The organism is Parachitinimonas caeni, assembly GCF_030129945.1.
Taxonomy (GTDB): Bacteria; Pseudomonadota; Gammaproteobacteria; order Burkholderiales; family Chitinimonadaceae; genus Parachitinimonas; species Parachitinimonas caeni.
On record NZ_JARRAF010000001.1, the window covers coordinates 201,742 to 222,155 of the forward strand.

Sequence of the window (20,414 nt, forward strand, 5' to 3'; positions counted from 1 at the left end):
TACTTCCAGGAATTAGAGTATGAGCGACCAAGAATACGGCGCCGATAGTATTAAAGTTTTAAAGGGACTTGAGGCAGTCAGAAAACGTCCTGGAATGTATATCGGTGATACGCAAGATGGAACCGGTCTACACCACATGGTGTTTGAGGTATTGGATAATGCCATTGACGAAGCACTTGCAGGCCATTGCAACCTGATCAAAGTCATTATCCATACCGATAATTCAATATCTGTAGAAGATAATGGTCGTGGAATTCCAACAGATATTCACCCGGAGGAAGGTCGATCTGCTGCTGAAGTCATTATGACTATTCTGCATGCAGGTGGAAAATTCGATAGCAACAGCTACAAAATCTCGGGTGGTTTACATGGTGTAGGCGTATCTGTTGTAAATGCCTTATCTGAGTGGTTACGACTGACCATTCGGCGGGATGGGCATGTTCATTTCATGGAATTCAATCACGGTGAAGCCGTTGAACCCTTGAAAATGGTTGGCAAAACAGAGCATAGAGGGACTGAAGTTCACTTTATGGCTGCAGCTGAAACCTTTGGAAAAGTCGAATATCACTACGAGATTCTGGCGAAACGAATTCGCGAACTCTCTTTTCTGAATAACGGTGTACAGATTGAATTAATTGATCGTCGCACAGGTAAAGAGGAGAACTTTGCTTTTTCTGGTGGTGTTCGCGGGTTTGTTGAATACATGAATCGCAATAAAACCGCATTGCACCAAAAGATTTTTCACGCCACGGGTGAAAAAGATGGCATGACGGTTGAAGTGGCAATGCAATGGAATGATTCTTACCAAGAATCGGTACAGTGTTTTACCAACAATATTCCGCAAAGAGATGGTGGCAGTCATTTGACGGCTTTACGCCAGGTCATGACCCGCACTTTAAATACTTACATTGAGCAAACAGATCACGCAAAGAAGGCAAAAGTCGAGACGAGCGGTGATGATATGCGGGAAGGATTAACCTGCGTACTCTCCGTAAAATTGCCTGATCCGAAATTCAGTAGTCAAACCAAGGACAAATTGGTTTCCAGCGAAATCGGGCCTGTAGTTCAAGAGGTCGTTAATGAAGGCTTATCGACTTTCCTGCTGGAAAACCCAACAGATGCAAAAACAATTTGCGGAAAAATCGTCGATGCAGCCAGAGCACGTGAAGCCGCTCGCAAGGCCCGTGAATTAACCCGGCGAAAAGGGGTGATGGATGGGATGGGTTTGCCAGGAAAACTGGCAGATTGCCAAGAAAAAGATCCTGCTTTATCCGAGCTTTATCTGGTAGAGGGCGATTCTGCAGGAGGATCTGCCAAACAGGGACGTGACCGTAAATTCCAAGCGATTTTACCGTTGAAGGGTAAAATCCTTAATGTTGAGAAAGCCCGTTTCGATAAATTATTGTCGAGCCAGGAAATTGCAACGCTGGTGACAGCATTGGGTTGTGGAATCGGTAAAGATGAATTCAATCTGGAGAAGTTACGTTATCACCGCATTATCATCATGACTGATGCGGACGTTGACGGTTCTCACATCCGGACTTTGTTACTGACATTCTTCTACAGACAAATGCCGGAGCTGGTAGAGCGTGGCTTTGTTTATATTGCTCAACCGCCACTGTATAAAGTCAAACATGGCAAAAGTGAGCAGTATTTGAAGGACGACCATGAGCTGAAACAGTATTTATTGAAGTTGGCGCTGAGTGATGCTTCGTTATTTCCAGATCGGCAGAGCGAACCGCTAACTGGTGATGCATTGGAAGCAATTGCCCGTCAGTATTTGACAACGGAAGCCGTGATTGAAAGAGAAAGCAGATTTGTCGATCCGGCAATTCTGTATGCTTTGATGCGTATTTCTCCGCTCGACTTTACCAGCATGGCGGCCGCGGAAAATAGTCGGCAGGAATTGGCTAGTGCGCTGGCTGATTCCAGCTATGAAATTGAAGTAGCGCACGATGATCGCAATGATTGTCCGATTCTCAAAATCCGTAAACACCTGCATGGCAACCTTAGCACGCAATATATCGACCATGATTTCGTTTTATCTGGTGATTATCAGCAGCTGAAAAAGACGGCGCAGTTGTTGTCGGGTTTGTTGAAAACGGATGCTTATGTCAAGCGCGGCGAGCGTGAGATGAATGTCGGCGAATTCAAGGAAGCATTGGATTGGTTGATGGCAGAAGTTCGCAAGAATATGTCTATTCAACGCTATAAAGGTCTTGGTGAAATGAATCCCGAGCAATTGTGGGAGACAACCATGGATATTACGGTAAGGCGTTTATTAAAAGTCCAGATTGAGGATGCGATGGCAGCGGATGATATATTCACCACATTGATGGGGGATAATGTCGAGCCTCGCCGGCATTTTATCGAGAAAAATGCCTTGATCGCTCGCAATATTGACGTTTAAATAGAATTTATTCGCATTTTTATAAATAGATACCGCAGCACTTTTAAGGGTGTTGCGGTATTATTCTTTTCAAACCAATGTTTTGAATTTCCAAGGATGAGATGGGTTTGGAGAAATAGAATCCCTGGATCAATTCGCAGCCCATATTCGCAAGCAGTTCATATTGTTCTTTTGATTCAACACCTTCTGCGATGACGGTTAATCCAAGTTCGTGTGCCAGGCCAATAATGGCCCGTGCTATTGCCCGGTCGCGTTCATCCTGCTGTAAATTGGCTACAAATAGCCTGTCTATTTTCAATACATCCAGTGGTAATTGCTTTAAATAAGCCAGGGACGAATAACCGGTACCGAAATCATCCATAGCCATTTTTACCCCTATACTACGCAGGCGTTTTAAAACATTTTGGCTCGTTGCAATATTCTGGATAATGGTACTCTCTGTAACTTCCAATTCCAGGCAATGTGCGGGTAATCCCGTTTCATCCAGTAATTGTTCAACCTGATGAATTAATAATTCATCTGAAAACTGCTTGGCGGATAAATTCACGGCTATCGTCAAATTCTCACTGACGGATTGATTCCATAGCATGCGCTGTTTGCAGGCAGCTTTTAATATCCAGCTACTGACTTTAACGATCAGTCCACTTTCTTCAAGCAGGGGAATGAATACTGTTGGTGAAACCATACCGGCATCAGGGTGGTGCCAGCGTAATAAGGCTTCGACACCGTGAATGCAATTGTCCGCAACACCGACCTGGGGTTGATACAGTAATTCAAATTGATTTTGCTCCATGGCCTGATACAGGCTTTCCATAAGCAGATTGCGCGCACGTACACGGGCATTCATTTCTGGCGAGTGATGGCGAAAGCTCATCCGGCCATCTTGTTTGGCCTGGTACATCGCCACGTCTGCTGCCTGCAGCAGTTGGTCGGTATTGGCACCATCATCCGGATAATAGGCAATGCCGATGCTGACGCCGGCTACCAGAGAATGGCCATCGATCAGATAGGGTTTGGTCTGTGCCTTGAGGATTTTCTCGGCAATCGTGGAAACCTGTTCTTCGCTGACATCTTCTTCCAGGAGCACCGCGAATTCGTCACCGCCGATACGGCCGATTACATCGTATTCGCGCATGCTGGTGGTCAGTCGTTTGCAGAAGGCGGTTAACAACTTGTCCCCTACCGGGTGGCCGTGGGTGTCGTTCACGTCCTTGAAGTGATCGAGGTCGAGATACATCAATGCCAGTGGCTTGTTCCAGCGTTGTGCTTTTGAGAGTGCGGCTGCCACAGCCTGAAAGAAGCCAGCGCGATTCAGCAGCCCGGTCAGCGCATCGGTAATGGCGATTCGCTTGAGGGTGGCCTGCAATTGTTTGATCCGGCTGATGTCCTGAAATGCCAGCACCCAGCCCTGGTTTGTCGACAAAGGTGAGCATGAGAGCTGAAGGGGAAACGCCGGGTTCGAGTCTGATTCGTACCAGACTTCATGCGTCAGGGTGCGGGCCGAGGTTCCGGTTTGGGGGAAGTCGTATAGCCCACCGGTTTCGCACCAGAATGGAAGAGAGCCGTTGGGTTCTGCTGGCAGGTGAACCGAGAGGATTTCAGCCGCCGCCGGGTTGGTGTAGATGAGGTGCAGGCCACTATCGAGTACGGCGATGCCTTCGCCTGTGGTATTGAGGATTTCCACCAGAAAAGCCTTGGCCTTGTTTGCTTCGTTATGCGCGACCTCCCGGTCCATCTGGCGTTGACGGCTGCCCAGCAGATTGTTCACCTTGGCTTCGAGGATCTTGCTGGTGATGGGCTTACATAGATAGTCGATGGCACCGGCTTGCAAACCGCGCAGCATTTGGTTGATGTCATCCCCGTAAGCCGTGATCATCAGCACCGGGATGTCACGGGTGCGCCGATTCAGGCGCATCAGGCGTGCGACTTCAATACCGTCCAGTTCTGGCATCTGTACATCCAGCAGCACCAGCGCAACCGGTTGTTTGATCAGTACGCGTAGCGCCTCTTTGCCACTGGTGACAGCAATGATATTGCGGCTGCCATCATCCAGCAGAGCTTCGAGTGCCACCAGATTGGATGGCTTGTCATCGACCAGCAGGACGGTTGGCTGGGAAGTTTCGGTATACATTGGCGCCTCACTCTGAGGGTTTGCACCAGTGCCCGATCATGTCGAGCAATTGCTGTTCACTGACCGGCTTGGCCAGATAATCGTTAGCCCCGGCTTGCAGACAACGTTGCCGGTCACTGGCCATCGCATGCGCTGTCAAGGCAATGATCGGCCCGGTGTACTGGCACTGACGGCGTAGCAAGGCGGTCGCTTCAAACCCATCCATAACCGGCATCGACATATCCATGAGTACGATATCGGCGGGGTACTTTGCCAACAGATCCAGCGCTTCCTTGCCGTCTTGCGCCACTTCAACCTGCATGCCGGCGGCTTCCAGCAAGCTGCTCAGGGCATAAATGTTGCGAATGTCGTCATCAACCAGCAGAACTTTCCTGGCATTTGAGAGCTTGGTCTGAGCTTGGCGATTGATCTGCCCGGCACGGTCTGGCGAAGCCGCTGCTTCGTCGGCTTGTGCCAATGGCGGGGAATGGGGGGTGGAGTCAGTGTCCACCAGCGGTAACCATAAATGGAAGGTGCTGCCTTGCTCAGGCTGGCTGCTCAAGGTAAGCCTGCCACCCAGAAGTATGGCCAGCTGGCGTGAGATGCTCAGGCCCAGGCCGGTGCCGCCGTGGCGACGGCTGCTGGAACCATCGGCCTGAACAAAGGCATCGAATATTTTGTCTTGTAGCGCCGCCGGAATGCCGATGCCCGTATCCCGTACCAGAAATGAAATGCCCGCTTCCTCTGCCGGGCCGCTTTCTGCAGCGATTTCCAGTTCAATATGGCCATGTTCGGTGAACTTGACCGCATTGCTTAGCAGGTTGCGCAGAATTTGCGCCAGCCGCAGACGATCGGTGTGCAGACTTAGCGGGGCTGCGTGGCTGTAGATAACCCGGAAGCGAATGTCTTTACATTGGCAGAGCGGTTCAAAGTGTGGTTTCAGTTCGTCTACCAGACCTGACACCGTGACCTGCTCCAGAGATAGCGTCATCTTTCCTGACTCCACCTTGGCCAGATCCAGAATGTCATTGATCAGGTGCAGAAGATCGGTGGCGGATTGGTGGATGATGTTGGCGTGGCTGACCTGCTTGGTGTTGAGATTGTTCGGCCGGTTCAGGAGCAATTGCTCGCTCAGGATCAGAATGCTGTTGAGTGGTGTGCGCAGCTCATGCGACATATTGGCCAGAAACTGCGATTTATAACGCGAAGCCGTGGCCAGCTGCTCGGCGTACTCCTGCTGGGCAGCCTGGGCGGCGCGGTGTGTGCTGATGTCAATAATGGTGGCCTGCACCAGAGCCCCCTCCCCGGTATGAAGGGGCGACAGAGCAACCTCGACAGGAATGCAAGTGCCATGACGATGGCGGGCGTACAACTCCCTGCCCTTTCCCATGGGTCGGGCTTGCGGGGCCTGCACGTAGTTGCGGCGCTGTTCGGCATGATGGGTTCGCAACTCGTCGGGGAGCAGGATCTCGATCGACTGCCCCAGCAACTCGCTGCGCATATATCCAAACAGATCTTCAGACTGTTTGTTGACCAGCTGGATCAGTCCATGTTCGTCGGTGATGATGATGGCGACTGGCGAAGCCTCAATTGCCATGCGCATGCGCGCTTCTGCATTGCTGCGCTCGGTCAGGTCGATCAACGAGACCAGAACCTTTTCTCCTGCCACGCCAGGTAGGGGGCCCAAGCCAACTTCAACCGGCACTTCCCGGCCATCCCGACGCAGCAGGAACAATTCCCGCCCCGAACCCATACGACGAGTGCGAGGGGCCTGCTGATAACCCGCCCGGAACTGGCCGTGAGCGCTGCGATAGCGTTCCGGTACCAGAGCTTCGACACGCAGGCCGGCCAATTCACGCGGCGAATAACCACAAAGACGGGATGCCAGCTCATTGGCAGCCAGAATCATGCCCCGGTTGTTCACCACCAGCAGAGGTGTTGGCGCGTTGGCCAGCAATAAAGGAAGGCTGACAGATTCCTCCTTCAAGGCATTGCGCATTCGTCGTCGTGTGTAGCGACGCCAATGCGTCAGCGCGGACCCAAATGCGCCGTCCGGCAGCGCGATCCATCGGCTCTGCATGCTGCAAATTCCTCCTGCGCCAGAATTGGGTCTGGCTGACTCTCGACTGACCGGCCCGTTCTCTGCGCAGTCCGGTTTTGATCGATGTTGAGTGCTATGTCCGTTAAGACTAGATCATCCGAAAAAGCAATTTGGTTTCTTTTCAACAGCTAAGCGCATGTCTGGGGCATGGCAGCAAGGCGGATGACGGCAGCGCTGCAGGGGGCGATTGGCTTGTTGGCTTCTTACCACAACCGCGACTTCCATCACCGAATTACTTGGGTAGGATTTCTTACCTAAGCGATTGATTGTCAATATGAAATTTGAGTTTCCGGTTGTTTGGGACAGGCAGGGTGGCAGCCACCCAAAACAGTTCTTGGAGAACGATCGTTCTCATGCTATCATTGCATTACGTAACAAATGGCTCCCACACTGGGCCAGCAAAACAATAAAGCCACGCCAGAGATGCAGAAATCTCATTGCGTTGATAAATAAATAAGCCAGCATGGCTGGCAGAGTATTTTCTTGAAAAGATCGACACAGGTTTGCCTATTTGAATCATGAACTGGCATCCGGGGACTTTTTCGCCCTGAATTTTCGGGCCGGTGTCATTGTTATAAAATGCCGGGTAGCTGTTTATATTGGATGGTTGCTCGGTTATATAAAAGCACATACTGGTTTATACATTAACCGTTTATATTTTTATGTGTATCAGAATATCGCCAAAACAAATAATAATAGTGGCGATATGGGTAAGATAAAACAAATAATAAGGGAATCATCCGGTCATGGCCGGTAGATTCCCGGTTTTTCTTTTCATGCGCCAGCCAGCGCTATATGCCGGCTCAAGTCATGCGCCAAGCCAGTGGGCACCTCGAAAAGCCTTGATTTCTAAACGATTCGGAATGTGAAGGCAAAATGCAATGTTGCCCGTAGGTGAGCAAGCCTTTTGCGAGCGATACGGCATCATAGTGAAATCGAGGTTTTTCGAGGTGCTCAAAAGTTTCTGGCAGAAACGTCGATGATTCTGATCTGGTGGAGGATTTCATATTGCATTGTCCCACGGAGTATGTGGCTAACTGGGCTGCCAATACTCTGGTCTATTTGCCCCATGCCGGGTAAATCGCAGCAGCTTTTCACCGCTCAGAACCTATTAATCGGAAGATAAACCGTTGCCGGCAAACAAGCTTTTATTAAATAGCCTTTGCGGGTGAGGTTTATCTTTATTCGACCCAAATTAAATCAGCTGGTATCAGATGGGAATCTGCTGGCTGGTGCTGGGTGGTTATGGCCCTGTTCAGAAGGAGGACTGCTTGAATGGATGCATTGCAATTGGCTAAATCGGGTACTTTGGCGGCCGGGTTAGGAATACCGGCAGGATTGCCGGATGAGATGCGGGTTTGTTCCGAACACGGCCGTTATATGGCTCGCCATTTAATACGAAAAATCTGGACGGATTGCCCTCTATGCAGCGCTCGGAAAAAGGCTGCCAGAATTCACGAAGAGCGGCTGCAGCAGCAGCGTGATGCAGAGCGCCAATGGCAGCTGGTTTTCCGTCAGGCCAATATTCCCCATCGTTTTGCCGATCGACACCTTGATCACTTCATTGCCCACAGCCCGGAACAACAACTGGTCAAGTGCTTTGCCGAGCAATTTGCCGCACAGTTTTCCGATCCGGAAATGGGGCGCAGCGCCATTTTCAGTGGTGGTTTCGGCACCGGCAAAACCCATCTGGCCGTGGGGGTTGCGTTGCAAATCATGCAGGACTATGCCAAAACCGCGCTCTACCAGACGGTGCGGCAGATGGTCCGGCGGGTGCGGGATACCTGGCACCCGGATGCCGTCGAAACAGAAACGGCGGCCATGCTGGCTTTGCTCAAGCCTGATCTGCTGATCATCGACGAGCTGGGGTTGGCAGAGGCCAGCCACCTTGAACGTGCAATCCTTTTCGATGTCCTGCACGAGCGCTATGCACAGCGTCGCTCGGTCTTGTTGCTGACGCATCTTCACCAGGAGGCCTGTCGTGATTATCTGGGTGAACGCACATTTGATCGTTTGCGAGAAGACGGCGGCCAGTTTGTGGCCTTTATCGGGTCCAGCTATCGCGGCAACGTCGCGGCCTGAGGCTTTCTGATTTTCTTTGATCTCTTTTTGATAAAGCGGGCGATACCGGGTTTTTCCATCGAACCACGGTATCGATAAGCGCTTGCCAGTCTGTTTCTACACGTTCGTTCAACTCGAACGCCTTTCGATGGAGCTGGCCGGGAGTTGCCAGTACACCGCAATGTGAAACCCTGAGCCAGCAGGGATCCATAGCCTGATTGGTGACTCTCCACACGTTGGCGGTGGCTGACCCTGCCTGACTCTGCTCGGGCGGAAGCTCCTCTGCATGCCTATCACTGCAGAGGGCTATACCAAGAGAAAGGAATTCTGACGATGAATCTTTCCGACCAATCCCAACTGACTTCCTCAACTGAATTGCCGGCAGAACTTGAAATGATGATGCGGCAATGGGCCAACTGGCTACGCGAGAGCCGTAGCCGTGGCAGCAAAGACTCGATCGGGCGCTATGCCCGCAACCTGCGTTGTTTCGACTGCTATGAACTGCCCAACCCCTGCCAGGCTTGCCTGGCCAGCGCCAAGCCCAAAATTGCGTCGGCGCGGGTGGTCGATCCGTATCAAGTGGAAGTTGCCTTACAGAGCCTGCCTGAAGAACGTCGCCGTTTTCTGCGCGACTGGTATGCCTTCAACAAGCCGGAAGGTTTGTTACGGCGCGTCTACGCCTTGGGGCGGCTGGAGCTGACCAGTTTTCGTCAGCGTAGCGTGTGGATGTTGGCCAATGTGCTGCGCGAACGAGGCGCACTGAAGATTTGAGTGTGCATGGCTATAAATTTCACAAAAATTAAAATTATTGGAATTTTATTCTTTTGTTTGTTGACTTGTTGGAGGTTTGGCGTATAATTCACTTCAGCAACGCAACTTCCGGTTTATACCGTGTTCCCTCTGCCCTGGTGGCAGGGGGAGTTGCGTCCAAAAAGCCCGCTCAGCTCACCCTGGCGGGCTTTTTGCATTTGGGTTGCTACCCAGCACCAGCGATCTGGCCCGCTCTTGTCTACACCGGTGCGACCGGTGACGCACGTACCCAGTCTGCGCTGATCGGGACTGCCCAAGCCCACCCGTCGCAGGCCATACCAGCCTGACTGACACTTCCACAGCCCGCTTATGCGGGCTTTTTTATTGGCAATTTCCGTCGCCTTCCATTGGGCGGGCTGTCGGAAGTATCGCCCTGCCCTTTCGAAAGGAAACCCCATGGCTGTACAAACCACCGTGGCAACCATTGTTGCCTACAAACAGGAGTCGCCCGCCGGCACCATCGCCAGCAATGCCGGTGCGCAGACGCTACGCCGCATCAAGTCGGACGTTGCGCTGTCGATTGACCAGATCACTTCCAGCGAAATTCGCCCGGATTACCAGCGCGGTGAAGCCCGCAACGGCATGCGCAAAGTTGGCGGGCCCATTTCGGGCGAACTCTCGCCCAAAACCTACGCCGACTTCATCGCCGCTTCGCTGCGTCGTGACTTCAGCGCCGTGACTACCGTCACCGGGGCCAGCGTCACTGCCAGCGCCACCGCGCCCCAGTTTGTGCGGGCTGCCGGCTCCTGGCTGACCGACGGCATCCGCATCGGCATGCTGATCAAGCCCTCGGCTGGCGCCAATGCCGGCAAGCTGTTCACCGTGATTGCCGTTACCGCCACCGGTCTCACCGTAGCGGAAGCCGTTGCACCGCACGCGGCGACCACGCTCGATATCGCCGTACCCGGCAAGGTGACCTACGTACCGCAAACCGGTCATCAGGCCAAGAGCTTCACCATCGAGCACTGGCACTCCGCCGTGGCCGTTTCGCACCGCTTTGTTGGCTGCCGCGTCAACAACATCAAGGTCGACTGCAAACCCAATGCCAACGCCAACATCAATATCGACCTGCTCGGCATGGATAGACAGGCGGGCACTGCTCAATATTTCAGCAGCCCGGCTGCGGCTACCACAACAGGTGCCGTCGCGAGCCCTAGCGGCGTTCTGTGCGTCAACGGCGTCGCGCAAGCCATCATCACCGGCTTCTCGGTGGAAATTGATGGCGGCATGACGACCGGGGCCGTCGTCGGCTCCAACATCACCCCCGATGTCTTCGTCGGCCCTGTGACCGTCAAAGGCCAGATTTCGGCCTACTTCACTGGCGGCGCCCTCGACGACATCATGACCGGCGAAGTTCCGGTCTCGCTGGTGTTGAAGCTCGACGACGGCCAGGGCAACGCGATTGCCATGACCGTACCCCGCGCCAAACTCACTGGCGGCTCGCTGTCTGGTGACAACGAAATCATCCAGCAATTCGATTTCTCGGCCGCACCGGTACCGATGGGCGGCGCAGAGCAAACGTCGTTCTTCATCCACGACACCGCAGCCTAAGCACCACCAATACCCAGCACCAGCCCGCCTTGAGCGGGCTTTTTGTTTTCTGCACTTACTTGAAAGGCAAACCCCATGAAGCTGACTCAACTCGACACCATCTCCGCTTGCGAAAAAGGCATGTCCGTCACCATTCGTGATGCAGACGGCGTGGAAACCGACATTCGCGTCCATATCGTTGGTGTCGATTCGGCCATCTATCGCGACGAATCACGCCGCATCGACGCACGCAAACAACTGGCGACCAAGCGTGGCAAGGAACTGGACGGCGACGATCTGGAAGAAGCCTATATCGGCTTGCTGGCGGCCTGTACCACGGGCTGGGACAAACTCGAAGCCGACGCCACCCTGGCGGCAGATCTGGGCGGTGAACTCGACGGCGAACAACTCAAGTTCAGCCGCGAAGTCGCCCGTGCCCTGTATCGCCGCTTCCCGCTGATTAAAGGTCAGGTTTTTGCTGCCTTGCTTGATCGGGCTGCCTTCCTGGGAAACGCCAGCGAGCCCTCTTCGACTTCGTCAAAGCCGAAGCGTGGCTAAGTCAGGCGCTTGAAGGCGGTGGCACGCGGGCCGAGCACTTGGCCCGCGTCGCCGCCATAACAGGCGAGGCGCCGCCCGAGCTGGCCGACGCCGCAGATTGTCCGGATGAGTATCTCGAACTGTGGCTGTGGTGGCAGGAACTTGCCACCAGCCGCGGCGGCAACGGCTTCGGCCCCAATCCGCTCACCTACTCTGAAATCGCTGCCTGGGCCGCCCTGACCCACCGAGCACCGACCCCGGCCGAAACGGCGCTGCTGACCCATATCGATGCGGTGTTTCTGTCTGTTCACCTGAAATCACCGAAGGAAACCGATCATGGCAAACCTGACGCAGATAGCCGTCGTCACTAATGTCACGGCCATCCAGCAGTTCAACATCACCCTGCAACAGGCAAATCAGCAGCTGCAGCAGACCCAGGCAGCGGCGTCCGAGGCAGAACAGGCCTTGAGCTTTCTCAAAGCCGGTTTCAGCAAATTCACCGCCGTCATTGCAGCGCTCGGTATTGGCAATGGATTGAAGCAACTGGCGAGCATGTCTGACCAGATGCTGCAACTGCGTGCAAAGACTTCTGCAGCTACCAACAATGCGACTCAATTTGCCGATGTGCAAGCGGCTTTATTCGAGTCGGCCCAGCGAAACTCTGTAGGTCTCAAAGATCTCAGCGATAACTATTCCCAGCTGGCAGGTCCCATCCGAAGCGCGGGTGGCAATCTGAGTGAAGCTGTCAAAGTGACGGACGCTTTGACCATGGCCATGTTGCTGAATGGCGCGACGGCAGCCCAGACTGCTGCGGGCGCCAAGACACTGGCCAAAGCCTTTGAGGAAGGCAAACTGAGTAGTTCAGGATTTAACGAACTCGTCGCGTCGTCGCCGCGTTTTTTACAAATGCTGGCCGATGGCACCGGCAAGTCCGTTGAGCAAGTGACGAAGCTGGGCAAAGCTGGGGCACTCACATCAGACCTTATCGGCAATTCCATGCTGAAGGCGCTGCCCAAATTAAACGCTGAACTGGCCAAAATGCCGCAGGCCACGGGCGATGCTCTTACCCGATTCCAGAATGACCTGCTGCAAGCCGCAGACACCATTAATAGCAAAACCCGTTTTACGGATGGCATTGCCCAAGCCATAGATCTGGTACGTGAGCTCATCCCACCGGTACAAGATGGGCTGGTGACCGCTTTCCAGGCTGTTGGAGAGCTGATCAACCAGAACAAGGACGGTTTGCTCGACACTTGGGAGCAGATCAAGGGTTTGGGTGGCGATCTTTGGGACATTTTCAAAAATATCGGTACCAGCCTTGGCGCTGTGGGCGGAGGTCTAGGCGAGCTTCTGATTCAATCAGGATTCATTGCCAATGCTTTTACGACCGTTCGTCTGATTATTGCGTCTATGCAGGATGCAATGATTTTTCTCAGTGCCGTGTCCATAAAACTAGGGGCTTACCTGTTTGATTGGCTGGTAGCACCCATTCGGCTTGGCCACGATTTAATGCACAAGCTGTTTAAGGGATTTAGTGATTTCCTGGAAAGCGGGGCTGAGCTGGCTGATTCTCTGGGTCTTGAGAAATTGTCAAAGGCCCAGCATCAAATTTCCGGGTTTCTTCAATCCGTTTCCGGGATTTATGAAAAAGCCGCCAATTTAACCAGAGATATACCCGCCTATGGCCATCAATTAGCAGATTCTATTTTTTCTGGGTTTGCCGACGGTGATACCCATGTCAATAAAGTATTAAAGAGTCTGACAGACTATAAGAAAGCGGCTGCCAGCACGACAGAAGTTCAGAATAGGCTGAATGATTCGGTAGGAAAGTGGAAACCGCCGGAAAAGGGCCGCAGCAAGGCGGAAAAAAAGGAGCTGCCTGTAAACCAAGACTGGAACAACTTGAAAAAGGAGTTGTTGGCAGACCAGAAATTGCAGGACGAAGAACGGGAGAAGCAGATAAATGCTGAAAAAAGTAGGCTGAATTCGTTAAAAAACCAATATGACAGTATCGAAAAATCCCGTTTAGATCTGGCAAAAGAATCAGTCGAAGAAGCAAACAAAGAGCTGGAAATTTACCAGAGGATGACCAGAGAGCAAGGCGCTGGTTATGAGCAGGAAATAAAACACTGGGTAAAAATTCGTGATATTAGATTGCAAGCACTTGATTACGCTAAATGGGATGAAAACAAAAAGAAACTGGAAGAAGAGCAAAAGCAAATCGAGGCATGGCTGAAAACAGTTGATCAATCGTTGACTGATCTGTTTTATAACGTCTTGACGCAAGGTTCCAGTGCTTTTAAATCCTTCGCCGAATCGATTAAAACCAATTTGACCAAAGCCCTGGTTGATTCCTTATACGATGCGACAGTAAAAAAAGCGATTCATGATTTTGTCGGTTGGTTAGGTAAAGCATTTAACGAAATCAGCAGTGCATCTTCTGACAACAAGGGTGGTGACGGTAATAGCCTAAGTAATCTAGCCAGCTGGGGCAGCATGATAAAAAAAGGCTGGTCGATGTTCAGTAGCTGGTTCGGGGGCGGCAGTGCCGGCATGGGCACCAGTGCCGTAGCGGCTGACTATCTCGGAACGGGTGTTGGCGGTCTGGGCTCGATGTCGGGGGGCTTCGCCGGTGAGGGAATGGCTACCTTCGGCGGCATGAACGGTATCAGCCCGGTGGCTGCTGACTACCTCGGCACAGGTGCCGGGGGGCTGGGCAATATGGCTGGCGGGTCAGTTACCACAAGTAGTGCTGGCGGTGCGGCTGGTGGCTCGGCCTGGGGCTATATTTGGCCGCTTGCCGTGATTGCCGGCATGTTGACCAATAAAGACCTGTACGAACGCGGCTACCACTTTGACTACAACAGCATCAGTCCGGATGCCCAGCTTTGGCTGTCACCCGTGTATGGCTGGCAGAACAAGGCGCTGGGTGGCATGTTCGGCGGCAAAACGGCGGCCATGCTCGATGGCTCGTCGATCATCCAGAAGGTGTTTGGTGGCCATAACGCCGATAAGCAGGGGGGCTCGGCCTGGAGTGGGGGCGGTGGTGAGCGCTGGTTTACTCCCAATGGCTACGATGCCGATCTGCAGAAGATGACCGATTCGGTCTCGGCCAGCGTCAATCTACGCCTCAAGTCCTTGGGCCTGAGTAGTAGCAGCGCGCTACGCTATGGCATGGGTTTCGACCTCGACCCAGGGGGGGAATCCGACAACCGCATCAGTTCAGCCGTCTACGCAGGCGACCGCCAGATCTACCAGCAGCGTGACCGAGGCGTCGGCCGCGATGCCAAGCAGTTCAATGCCGCGGTCGAGCTGGAAATGCAGCGCATGCTGCTGGCCGGCCTCAAGGCGTCCGAACTGCCGGCGGAGTTTGCCAAGGTGCTCAATAGCCTCGACATTGGTCAGGCCACTGCCGAGCAGATCACGGCGGCGCAAGCAGCACTGGATGCAGTCAAGCAATTCAACGAGGCATTTCTGGCGCTGGGGCTGACCTTTCCGCAGCTAGCGGGCCTTAGCTATGACACCCGCGAAGCCCTGGCTGGATTGGCGGGTGGCCTCGACAGTCTGACCAAGCAACTCAATAACTATTACCAGAACTACTACAGCGAAGCCGAGCGTACCGCCAAAACCACCGAGCAGTTGACGGGCGAATTCAGCAAGCTGGGTTTCGGCCTGCCGCAAACCCGCGATGAATTTCGCAAACTGGTCGAGGCGCAGGATCTAACCACCGAATCGGGTCGCGACACCTATGCCCAGTTGTTGAAACTGGCTGATGGCTATGCCCAGATCAGCAAGGTGGCTGAAGCCCCCAAGGCCCCAGTGATCGATAACAGCCGTGCCGATCAAGCAGCGCAACAGGCTGCTGATGACGCCCGTAAACGTGCTGAAGATCTGGCTGCGTTAATGAGTCAAATAGACAGCGAACTGGCGGCGCTGGGTCAGACCGGTGCGGCGCAGAAGCTGGCGGACATCAATCGCAAGTTTGCCGAAACCAGTCGTCAGCTGATTGATCTGGGCGGGGCGACAGAAGCCAATATCGACAAGCTCAAGCGTCTGCAGCAAGCCGGGATTGATGCGCTCGGTATCGAAACCTGGCGTCAGCTGGCTGGGGCGCAGGGCCATTCGACCGGCGTGCAGGCTTACGATCGGGATCAGGCTCAGGGTCGTTACGATCGGGCGATGACGGGCTTATGGGCCAGTTTTGGCGCCGATGCAGCGCGTCTGCAGGCCTGGTTGCTCTCGACAGGCCAGAGCTGGGAACAAGCGGCAGGCAGCTATTGGGCCACGCTGAATGCCCAGCAGAAACAAGCCGTGATTCTGGCGGGTGAGGCCAAGACGCAGTATCTCGAAGCCGTGAAAGCCCAGTTCGATAGCCAGCTGGAGCTGGTGAAAGCGCTGAACGACGAGCTGGAATCGGTCAAAACCCTGGTGCGTGGCATTGATAACGACATTGCCCAGATCGAAATCGACGCGGGCACTCGCAGCAAGACCGACTGGCAAACCAGCCAGCTGGTGCTGGCCCGTCAGGTCTGGAATGCCGCGCGAGCCGGTGGCAATACGGCGGAGATCGTCAACAGCAGCCAGGAATATCAACACCTGCTGCTTGAACGGTATCAGGCGGAAAAGGACTTGCTGCAGAAGCAACGCGAGTTTGCGGCGCAACTGGGCGATTACCTGAAGAGCCTGAAAACCGGCGAGCTTTCGCCGCTGGCGCTTGAACAGCGCTTGGCCGAAGCCAGCAGCCAGGCCAATGCGCTGATCACCAAGGCTCGGGGTGGCGATGTGGAGGCGCGCGGCAAGGTACAGGGCGCTATCGACACCGAGCTGAAACTGGGCCGTGATTACTGGGGCAATACCACTGGCTATGGCAATTTGTTTGGTGGCCGTGAAGCCGACTTGCTGTCGCTGGGGGCCGACGCCCGTAGCGATGCCGAACGGCAATTGGCCGCCCTGCAAGATCTGAACAGCCATGCCGGCAGCACGCTGGCCGAGTTGCGTCAGATCCGGCAAGTGGCCGATGGGCTGCAGTCTGGGCTCAATGACAAATTGCTGGCAGCGATCAAGACCGCAACCGATCAAGCCAAATTGCTGGAAGCACTGGGCGCAGGCGGTGAAATCGTCAAGGCGCTACGCGATCTGCCAACTCGGATCAGCGACACGATCCGGGGTGTGGAAAGTATCGGCAGCGGCGCCAAGGCGGGCCGCGATTCTTTGCGCGACGGGGTGATTCTGGCGCAAGCCAAATCCAACGACGTGCTGGGGGCGATTCGCACCGGCATCAACTTCGGTTATCGCGCCAGCGATCTGGCCGATGTCTGGAATACCGCCAACCCCAAGCAGCGGATTTCGCCGGATGATTTGATCGGACTGGCCCGCGCCAATGGCATTCAGCTGCTGGCTCAAGGCGGTATTGCTTACGAGCCTTCGGTCGTCGGCGAAGCCGGCCCCGAAGCCGTGGTGCCGCTGCCCGATGGTCGCACCATTCCGGTCTCGATCGACTGGTCACGCTATGGTCGCGGCGACAACGTGGAGCTGGTGGCTGAACTGCGCCAACTCCGTGCCGAAGTCGCTCAGCTCAAGGCCGAAGCCACCCGCAGCGCCAATGCCAGCGAAGCCCGCCTGGGTCAGGCTGCCGCCATCTACCGCGAAGAAGCGGCCGAACGCAGCCAGCAGACCCGTCATCTGCAACGGACGGCCGCAGCGGCCGAGGAGGATCGGCGATGAGCGCGATCTGGTTATTTGAAGCCGACACCCTCGATGCCGCCAACCAACCCACGGTGCAACGCTGGGCCGCCGGCGGCGGTTTCCAGACTGCGCCCAGTGATAGCCCACCGGCCGCCTGGTTTGAACCCCGGGTGGCCGAGGCCTTCTCGTTTGAAGCGAACCTGTTCGACAAGGCCACCACCTACGGCGCCAGCCGCATCGGCTGGGGCGTGCTCAAGCTGGTCAACCCCGATGGCCGGCTCGATGGCCTGCTTGATCACGCCATCGACGGCCGGGCGTTGCGGGTCTATCTGGCCGATGCCCGTCAGCCCTTTGCCGCCGCCAGCCTGGCCTTCCGCTGCCGGATGGAGCGGCTGAAGGCCGAGACCGATACGCTGAGTCTGGAAGTGCTAGACCGGCTGGTCGATCTGGATCAGCCCTTGTGTGCCGAACGGCTGCTGGGCACCGATACCGCGCCCAATGGCGTCGAAGGCCGGGCCGAGCTGAAGGACCGGCGCAAACCCCGGCTCTATGGCGAAGTCGCCAATGTCAGCCCGATTGGCGTCAACCCCAGCAAGAACCTGTACCTGCTGTGCAGCCATGCCGCCAGCGTGAGCGCCGTGCGCGACAAGGGCGGCGAGCTGCTGGCCGATGCGCCAGCGTCTTCGCAAGCCGATCTGGAAAGCGTGGCGCCCGCCATCGGCCATTACCGGGTCTGGTCTTCGCCAGCGGGGACGTATCTGCGCATCGGTGGCAACCCGCAACAGATCACCGTTGATGCCCGTAGCGCCGATAGCCGCTGCGCCAGCCTGATCCAGCAGGTGCTGCGCGAGGCCGGCATTGCCGCCAGCGACATCAGCCAAGCCGACGTCGATGCCCTGAATGCACTGCAACCGGCGCCGGTGGGGCTGTACGTCGCTGACGAGCTGACGGCGCTGGAGGCGATCAACCGGCTGGCGGGCTCGATCGGTGCCTGGGTAGCGCCAGACCGGCGCGATGTGTTCCGGCTGGGGCGGCTGGATGCGCCGAGCAATTCCATCCTGACGCTGGGCCCGGCCCAGATCGTCGCCGGTTCACTGCGGCTGATTGGCAGTGGCAACGATGATCGCGGCCTGCCTTGCCACACGCTGAATCTGGAATACGACCGCAACGACACAGTGCAGACCGAGCTGATCGGCGCCGCCAGCGAAGCCATGCAGACCTGGGCCAAGGAGGCGACGCGCAAAGCCACCTTACAGGCACCCGCCGTCAAAACCCGCCACCCGCTGGCGGCCGAGCTGACACAGGCCACGCTACTGCGACGGCGGATCGATGCCGAAGCCGAAGCCGCGCGCCGGCTGGCGCTATACAGCGTGGTCCGTCGCACCTGGCAACTGGAGGCGCAACTGACGGCGGCCGAGCTGGGTCAGCTGTCACTCGGTTGCAGCCTGACGCTGCAACACCCGCGCTTCGGTCTGGCGGCGGGCAAAGCCTTGCGCCTGATCGGCTGGTCGCCGGATCTGCGGGCCGGTGCCGTCACTTTGAAACTATGGGGGTAAGACACATGGCCAATGCCATTCTGGCGGCGCCGAACCGGATCGAGGCCGCCACCCTGAGCGGCGGCGACTGGCTGGCCGGCAGCCGTCCCAATCTCGCCAGCCGGCCCTATGGTCAGGCGGCGCAATCCAATGGCCTGAACCCAACGGCCACCCAGTTCACCCTGACGCTGGATCAACCGCGATCCTTACGAGTGCTGGCCCTGCTGGCGCATAACCTGGGCAGTCTGGCCCAGGTGCGCTGGCGCGTCAGCCTCGATGCGGCTTTCAGTCAGAGCGTATTCGACAGCGGCTGGAGCCCGGTCTGGCCGGCCTTGCCGACGCCCGATATGCGCTGGTCCGATGCCAACTGGTGGAGCGGCACCCTCGATGAGGAACGACGGGCCTTCTACCCGCGCCATCACTTCACCGTGCTGCCGGATGAGCGGCTGGGGGCGTTTGTGCGCTGTGAACTCAACGACCCGAGCAACCCGGACGGGGCCATCAAGATCGGCCGGGCCGGGGTGTATGACGGCTGGCAGCCCATCATCAACTTCAGCTATGGCGCCAAGCTGGGTCATGAGACCAGCGAGCGTATTGTGAAGTCGGAGGCAGGTTTGCCTTACTCGTCGGGCGGCAATGTGGGTCGGGTGGCGCAGATTGCTTTCGAGCATCTGAGCGCGACCGAAGCAAGGGCCATGATGGATCTGGAACGCAGGCTGGGGCTGGCGGGTGAGCTGATTTACATCGCCGATCCGGCAGACCCCGGCAGTTTTACCCATCAGGCGTTTCCAGCCCGCTTGCGCGAGCTGTCACCAATTGACTGGGTAGGTTTCGATACACGACAAAAATCCTTCTTACTGGAGGAATTGATACAAGGGAGTGGCACATGAGCGGATACCCGGCCTCGGTGCAAAACGCAATCGACAAGCTGAAAAGCTTTTACAACGGTGGTTCCTGGGGACCGACCAACCCCGGTGGCATGGATAACGGCGGCCATCGGGTCAACTTTATCGGCGCTTTGAATAATGTGGCCGATGTGGGGATTGGCGTGGCGGATATGGCCCAGTCGGTGGGTCAGTCGGCAACGGCGGCCGCTGTCAGCCAGACCACGGCGAATCAATCGGCCTTACAGGCGGTCGCCAGTGCGGCCAGCGCGGCGCAAGCGGCGACCACGGCAGAAGCTGCGCGCACCCAGGTGCAGCAGGCTTTGGCCAGCATCCAGAACGGGCCCGTGGCCAGCTGGAATGGCCAGACTGGCAGTGTACAGGCGGATAGCCGCCATCTGCCCGCCGCCAGCCGCACGTTGTCGACCAACGACAGCTGCGTGCCCGGTGAATATCTCACCCTGACGACACCGCTGACGCTGACACTGCCGGCCAACCCGGCCAATGGCAGTCTGGTGAGCGTCTACAACGCTTGCCCGATCGCCAACGGCTACCCGGTGCTGGCCCGCAACGGCGCCTTGCTGTGTGGCAAGGCAGAAGACATGACAATCAATCTGACGGGCGTCTGGGTTGGCCTGCGCTACGTCGATGCAACGAATGGATGGGCTTTGGTATGAGTATGTTGACGCAGTTTTTATCGGGCGGCAGCAGCACGCCGGTGCAAGGGGCAACGGTATTGCCGGTGTGGGAT

Annotated in this window: 13 protein-coding genes; 11 read left to right on the plus strand and 2 right to left on the minus strand. The window is 55.8% G+C overall.

What is annotated here, in order from left to right; genetic code table 11:
* Positions 1–19: 19 nt before the first annotated feature.
* On the plus strand, positions 20–2,410 hold the full coding sequence (gene gyrB / locus PZA18_RS00870) for a DNA topoisomerase (ATP-hydrolyzing) subunit B (RefSeq protein ID WP_284098878.1): 2,391 nt from the start codon (positions 20–22) through the stop codon (positions 2,408–2,410).
* Positions 2,411–2,453: 43 nt separating this feature from the next.
* Here gyrB and PZA18_RS00875 read toward each other — a convergent pair whose 3' ends face one another.
* Positions 2,454–4,541 carry a putative bifunctional diguanylate cyclase/phosphodiesterase gene (locus PZA18_RS00875; protein WP_284098879.1) on the minus strand — a complete coding sequence of 696 codons (2,088 nt, stop codon included), beginning with the start codon at positions 4,539–4,541 and terminating at the stop codon, positions 2,454–2,456.
* A gap of 7 nt (positions 4,542–4,548) precedes the next feature.
* Positions 4,549–6,600: a PAS domain S-box protein gene (locus tag PZA18_RS00880; protein ID WP_284098880.1), complete on the minus strand. Its 2,052-nt coding sequence runs from the start codon at positions 6,598–6,600 to the stop codon at positions 4,549–4,551.
* Between the two features lie 532 nt (positions 6,601–7,132).
* Between PZA18_RS00880 and PZA18_RS00885 the strand changes: the two genes are divergently transcribed.
* The 10 genes from PZA18_RS00885 to PZA18_RS00930 all read left to right on the plus strand — a co-directional run bounded on the left by PZA18_RS00885 (position 7,133) and on the right by PZA18_RS00930 (position 20,340).
* Positions 7,133–7,378, plus strand: coding sequence for a hypothetical protein (locus PZA18_RS00885; RefSeq protein ID WP_284098881.1), 246 nt, complete (start codon positions 7,133–7,135; stop codon positions 7,376–7,378).
* A 518-nt stretch (positions 7,379–7,896) separates the two neighbouring features.
* Entirely contained in the window at positions 7,897–8,703 is an 807-nt protein-coding gene (locus tag PZA18_RS00890; protein ID WP_284098882.1) for an ATP-binding protein, read from the plus strand.
* 312 nt (positions 8,704–9,015) lie between these two features.
* The gene (locus tag PZA18_RS00895) at positions 9,016–9,453 is read left to right on the plus strand and encodes a hypothetical protein (protein ID WP_284098883.1); all 438 of its coding nucleotides are present in this window, start codon (positions 9,016–9,018) and stop codon (positions 9,451–9,453) included.
* A gap of 435 nt (positions 9,454–9,888) precedes the next feature.
* Positions 9,889–11,043, plus strand: coding sequence for a phage tail tube protein (locus PZA18_RS00900; protein ID WP_284098884.1), 1,155 nt, complete (start codon positions 9,889–9,891; stop codon positions 11,041–11,043).
* A 75-nt stretch (positions 11,044–11,118) separates the two neighbouring features.
* The gene (locus PZA18_RS00905) at positions 11,119–11,580 is read left to right on the plus strand and encodes a hypothetical protein (RefSeq protein ID WP_284098885.1); all 462 of its coding nucleotides are present in this window, start codon (positions 11,119–11,121) and stop codon (positions 11,578–11,580) included.
* Between the two features lie 38 nt (positions 11,581–11,618).
* Complete coding sequence (locus tag PZA18_RS00910; RefSeq protein WP_284098886.1) at positions 11,619–11,930, plus strand: phage tail assembly chaperone; 312 nt, start codon at positions 11,619–11,621, stop codon at positions 11,928–11,930.
* Positions 11,896–17,283, plus strand: a complete 5,388-nt coding sequence (locus PZA18_RS00915; protein WP_284098887.1) for a tape measure protein — start codon at positions 11,896–11,898, stop codon at positions 17,281–17,283. Before PZA18_RS00910 ends, PZA18_RS00915 begins: the two co-directional genes overlap by 35 nt.
* Positions 17,280–18,800 carry a hypothetical protein gene (locus tag PZA18_RS00920; protein WP_284098888.1) on the plus strand — a complete coding sequence of 507 codons (1,521 nt, stop codon included), beginning with the start codon at positions 17,280–17,282 and terminating at the stop codon, positions 18,798–18,800. Before PZA18_RS00915 ends, PZA18_RS00920 begins: the two co-directional genes overlap by 4 nt.
* Before the next feature lie 5 nt (positions 18,801–18,805).
* The gene (locus tag PZA18_RS00925; protein WP_284098889.1) at positions 18,806–19,669 is read left to right on the plus strand and encodes a hypothetical protein; all 864 of its coding nucleotides are present in this window, start codon (positions 18,806–18,808) and stop codon (positions 19,667–19,669) included.
* Positions 19,666–20,340: a hypothetical protein gene (locus tag PZA18_RS00930; protein WP_284098890.1), complete on the plus strand. Its 675-nt coding sequence runs from the start codon at positions 19,666–19,668 to the stop codon at positions 20,338–20,340. The genes PZA18_RS00925 and PZA18_RS00930 overlap by 4 nt, the downstream gene beginning before the upstream one ends.
* Positions 20,341–20,414: the final 74 nt, after the last annotated feature.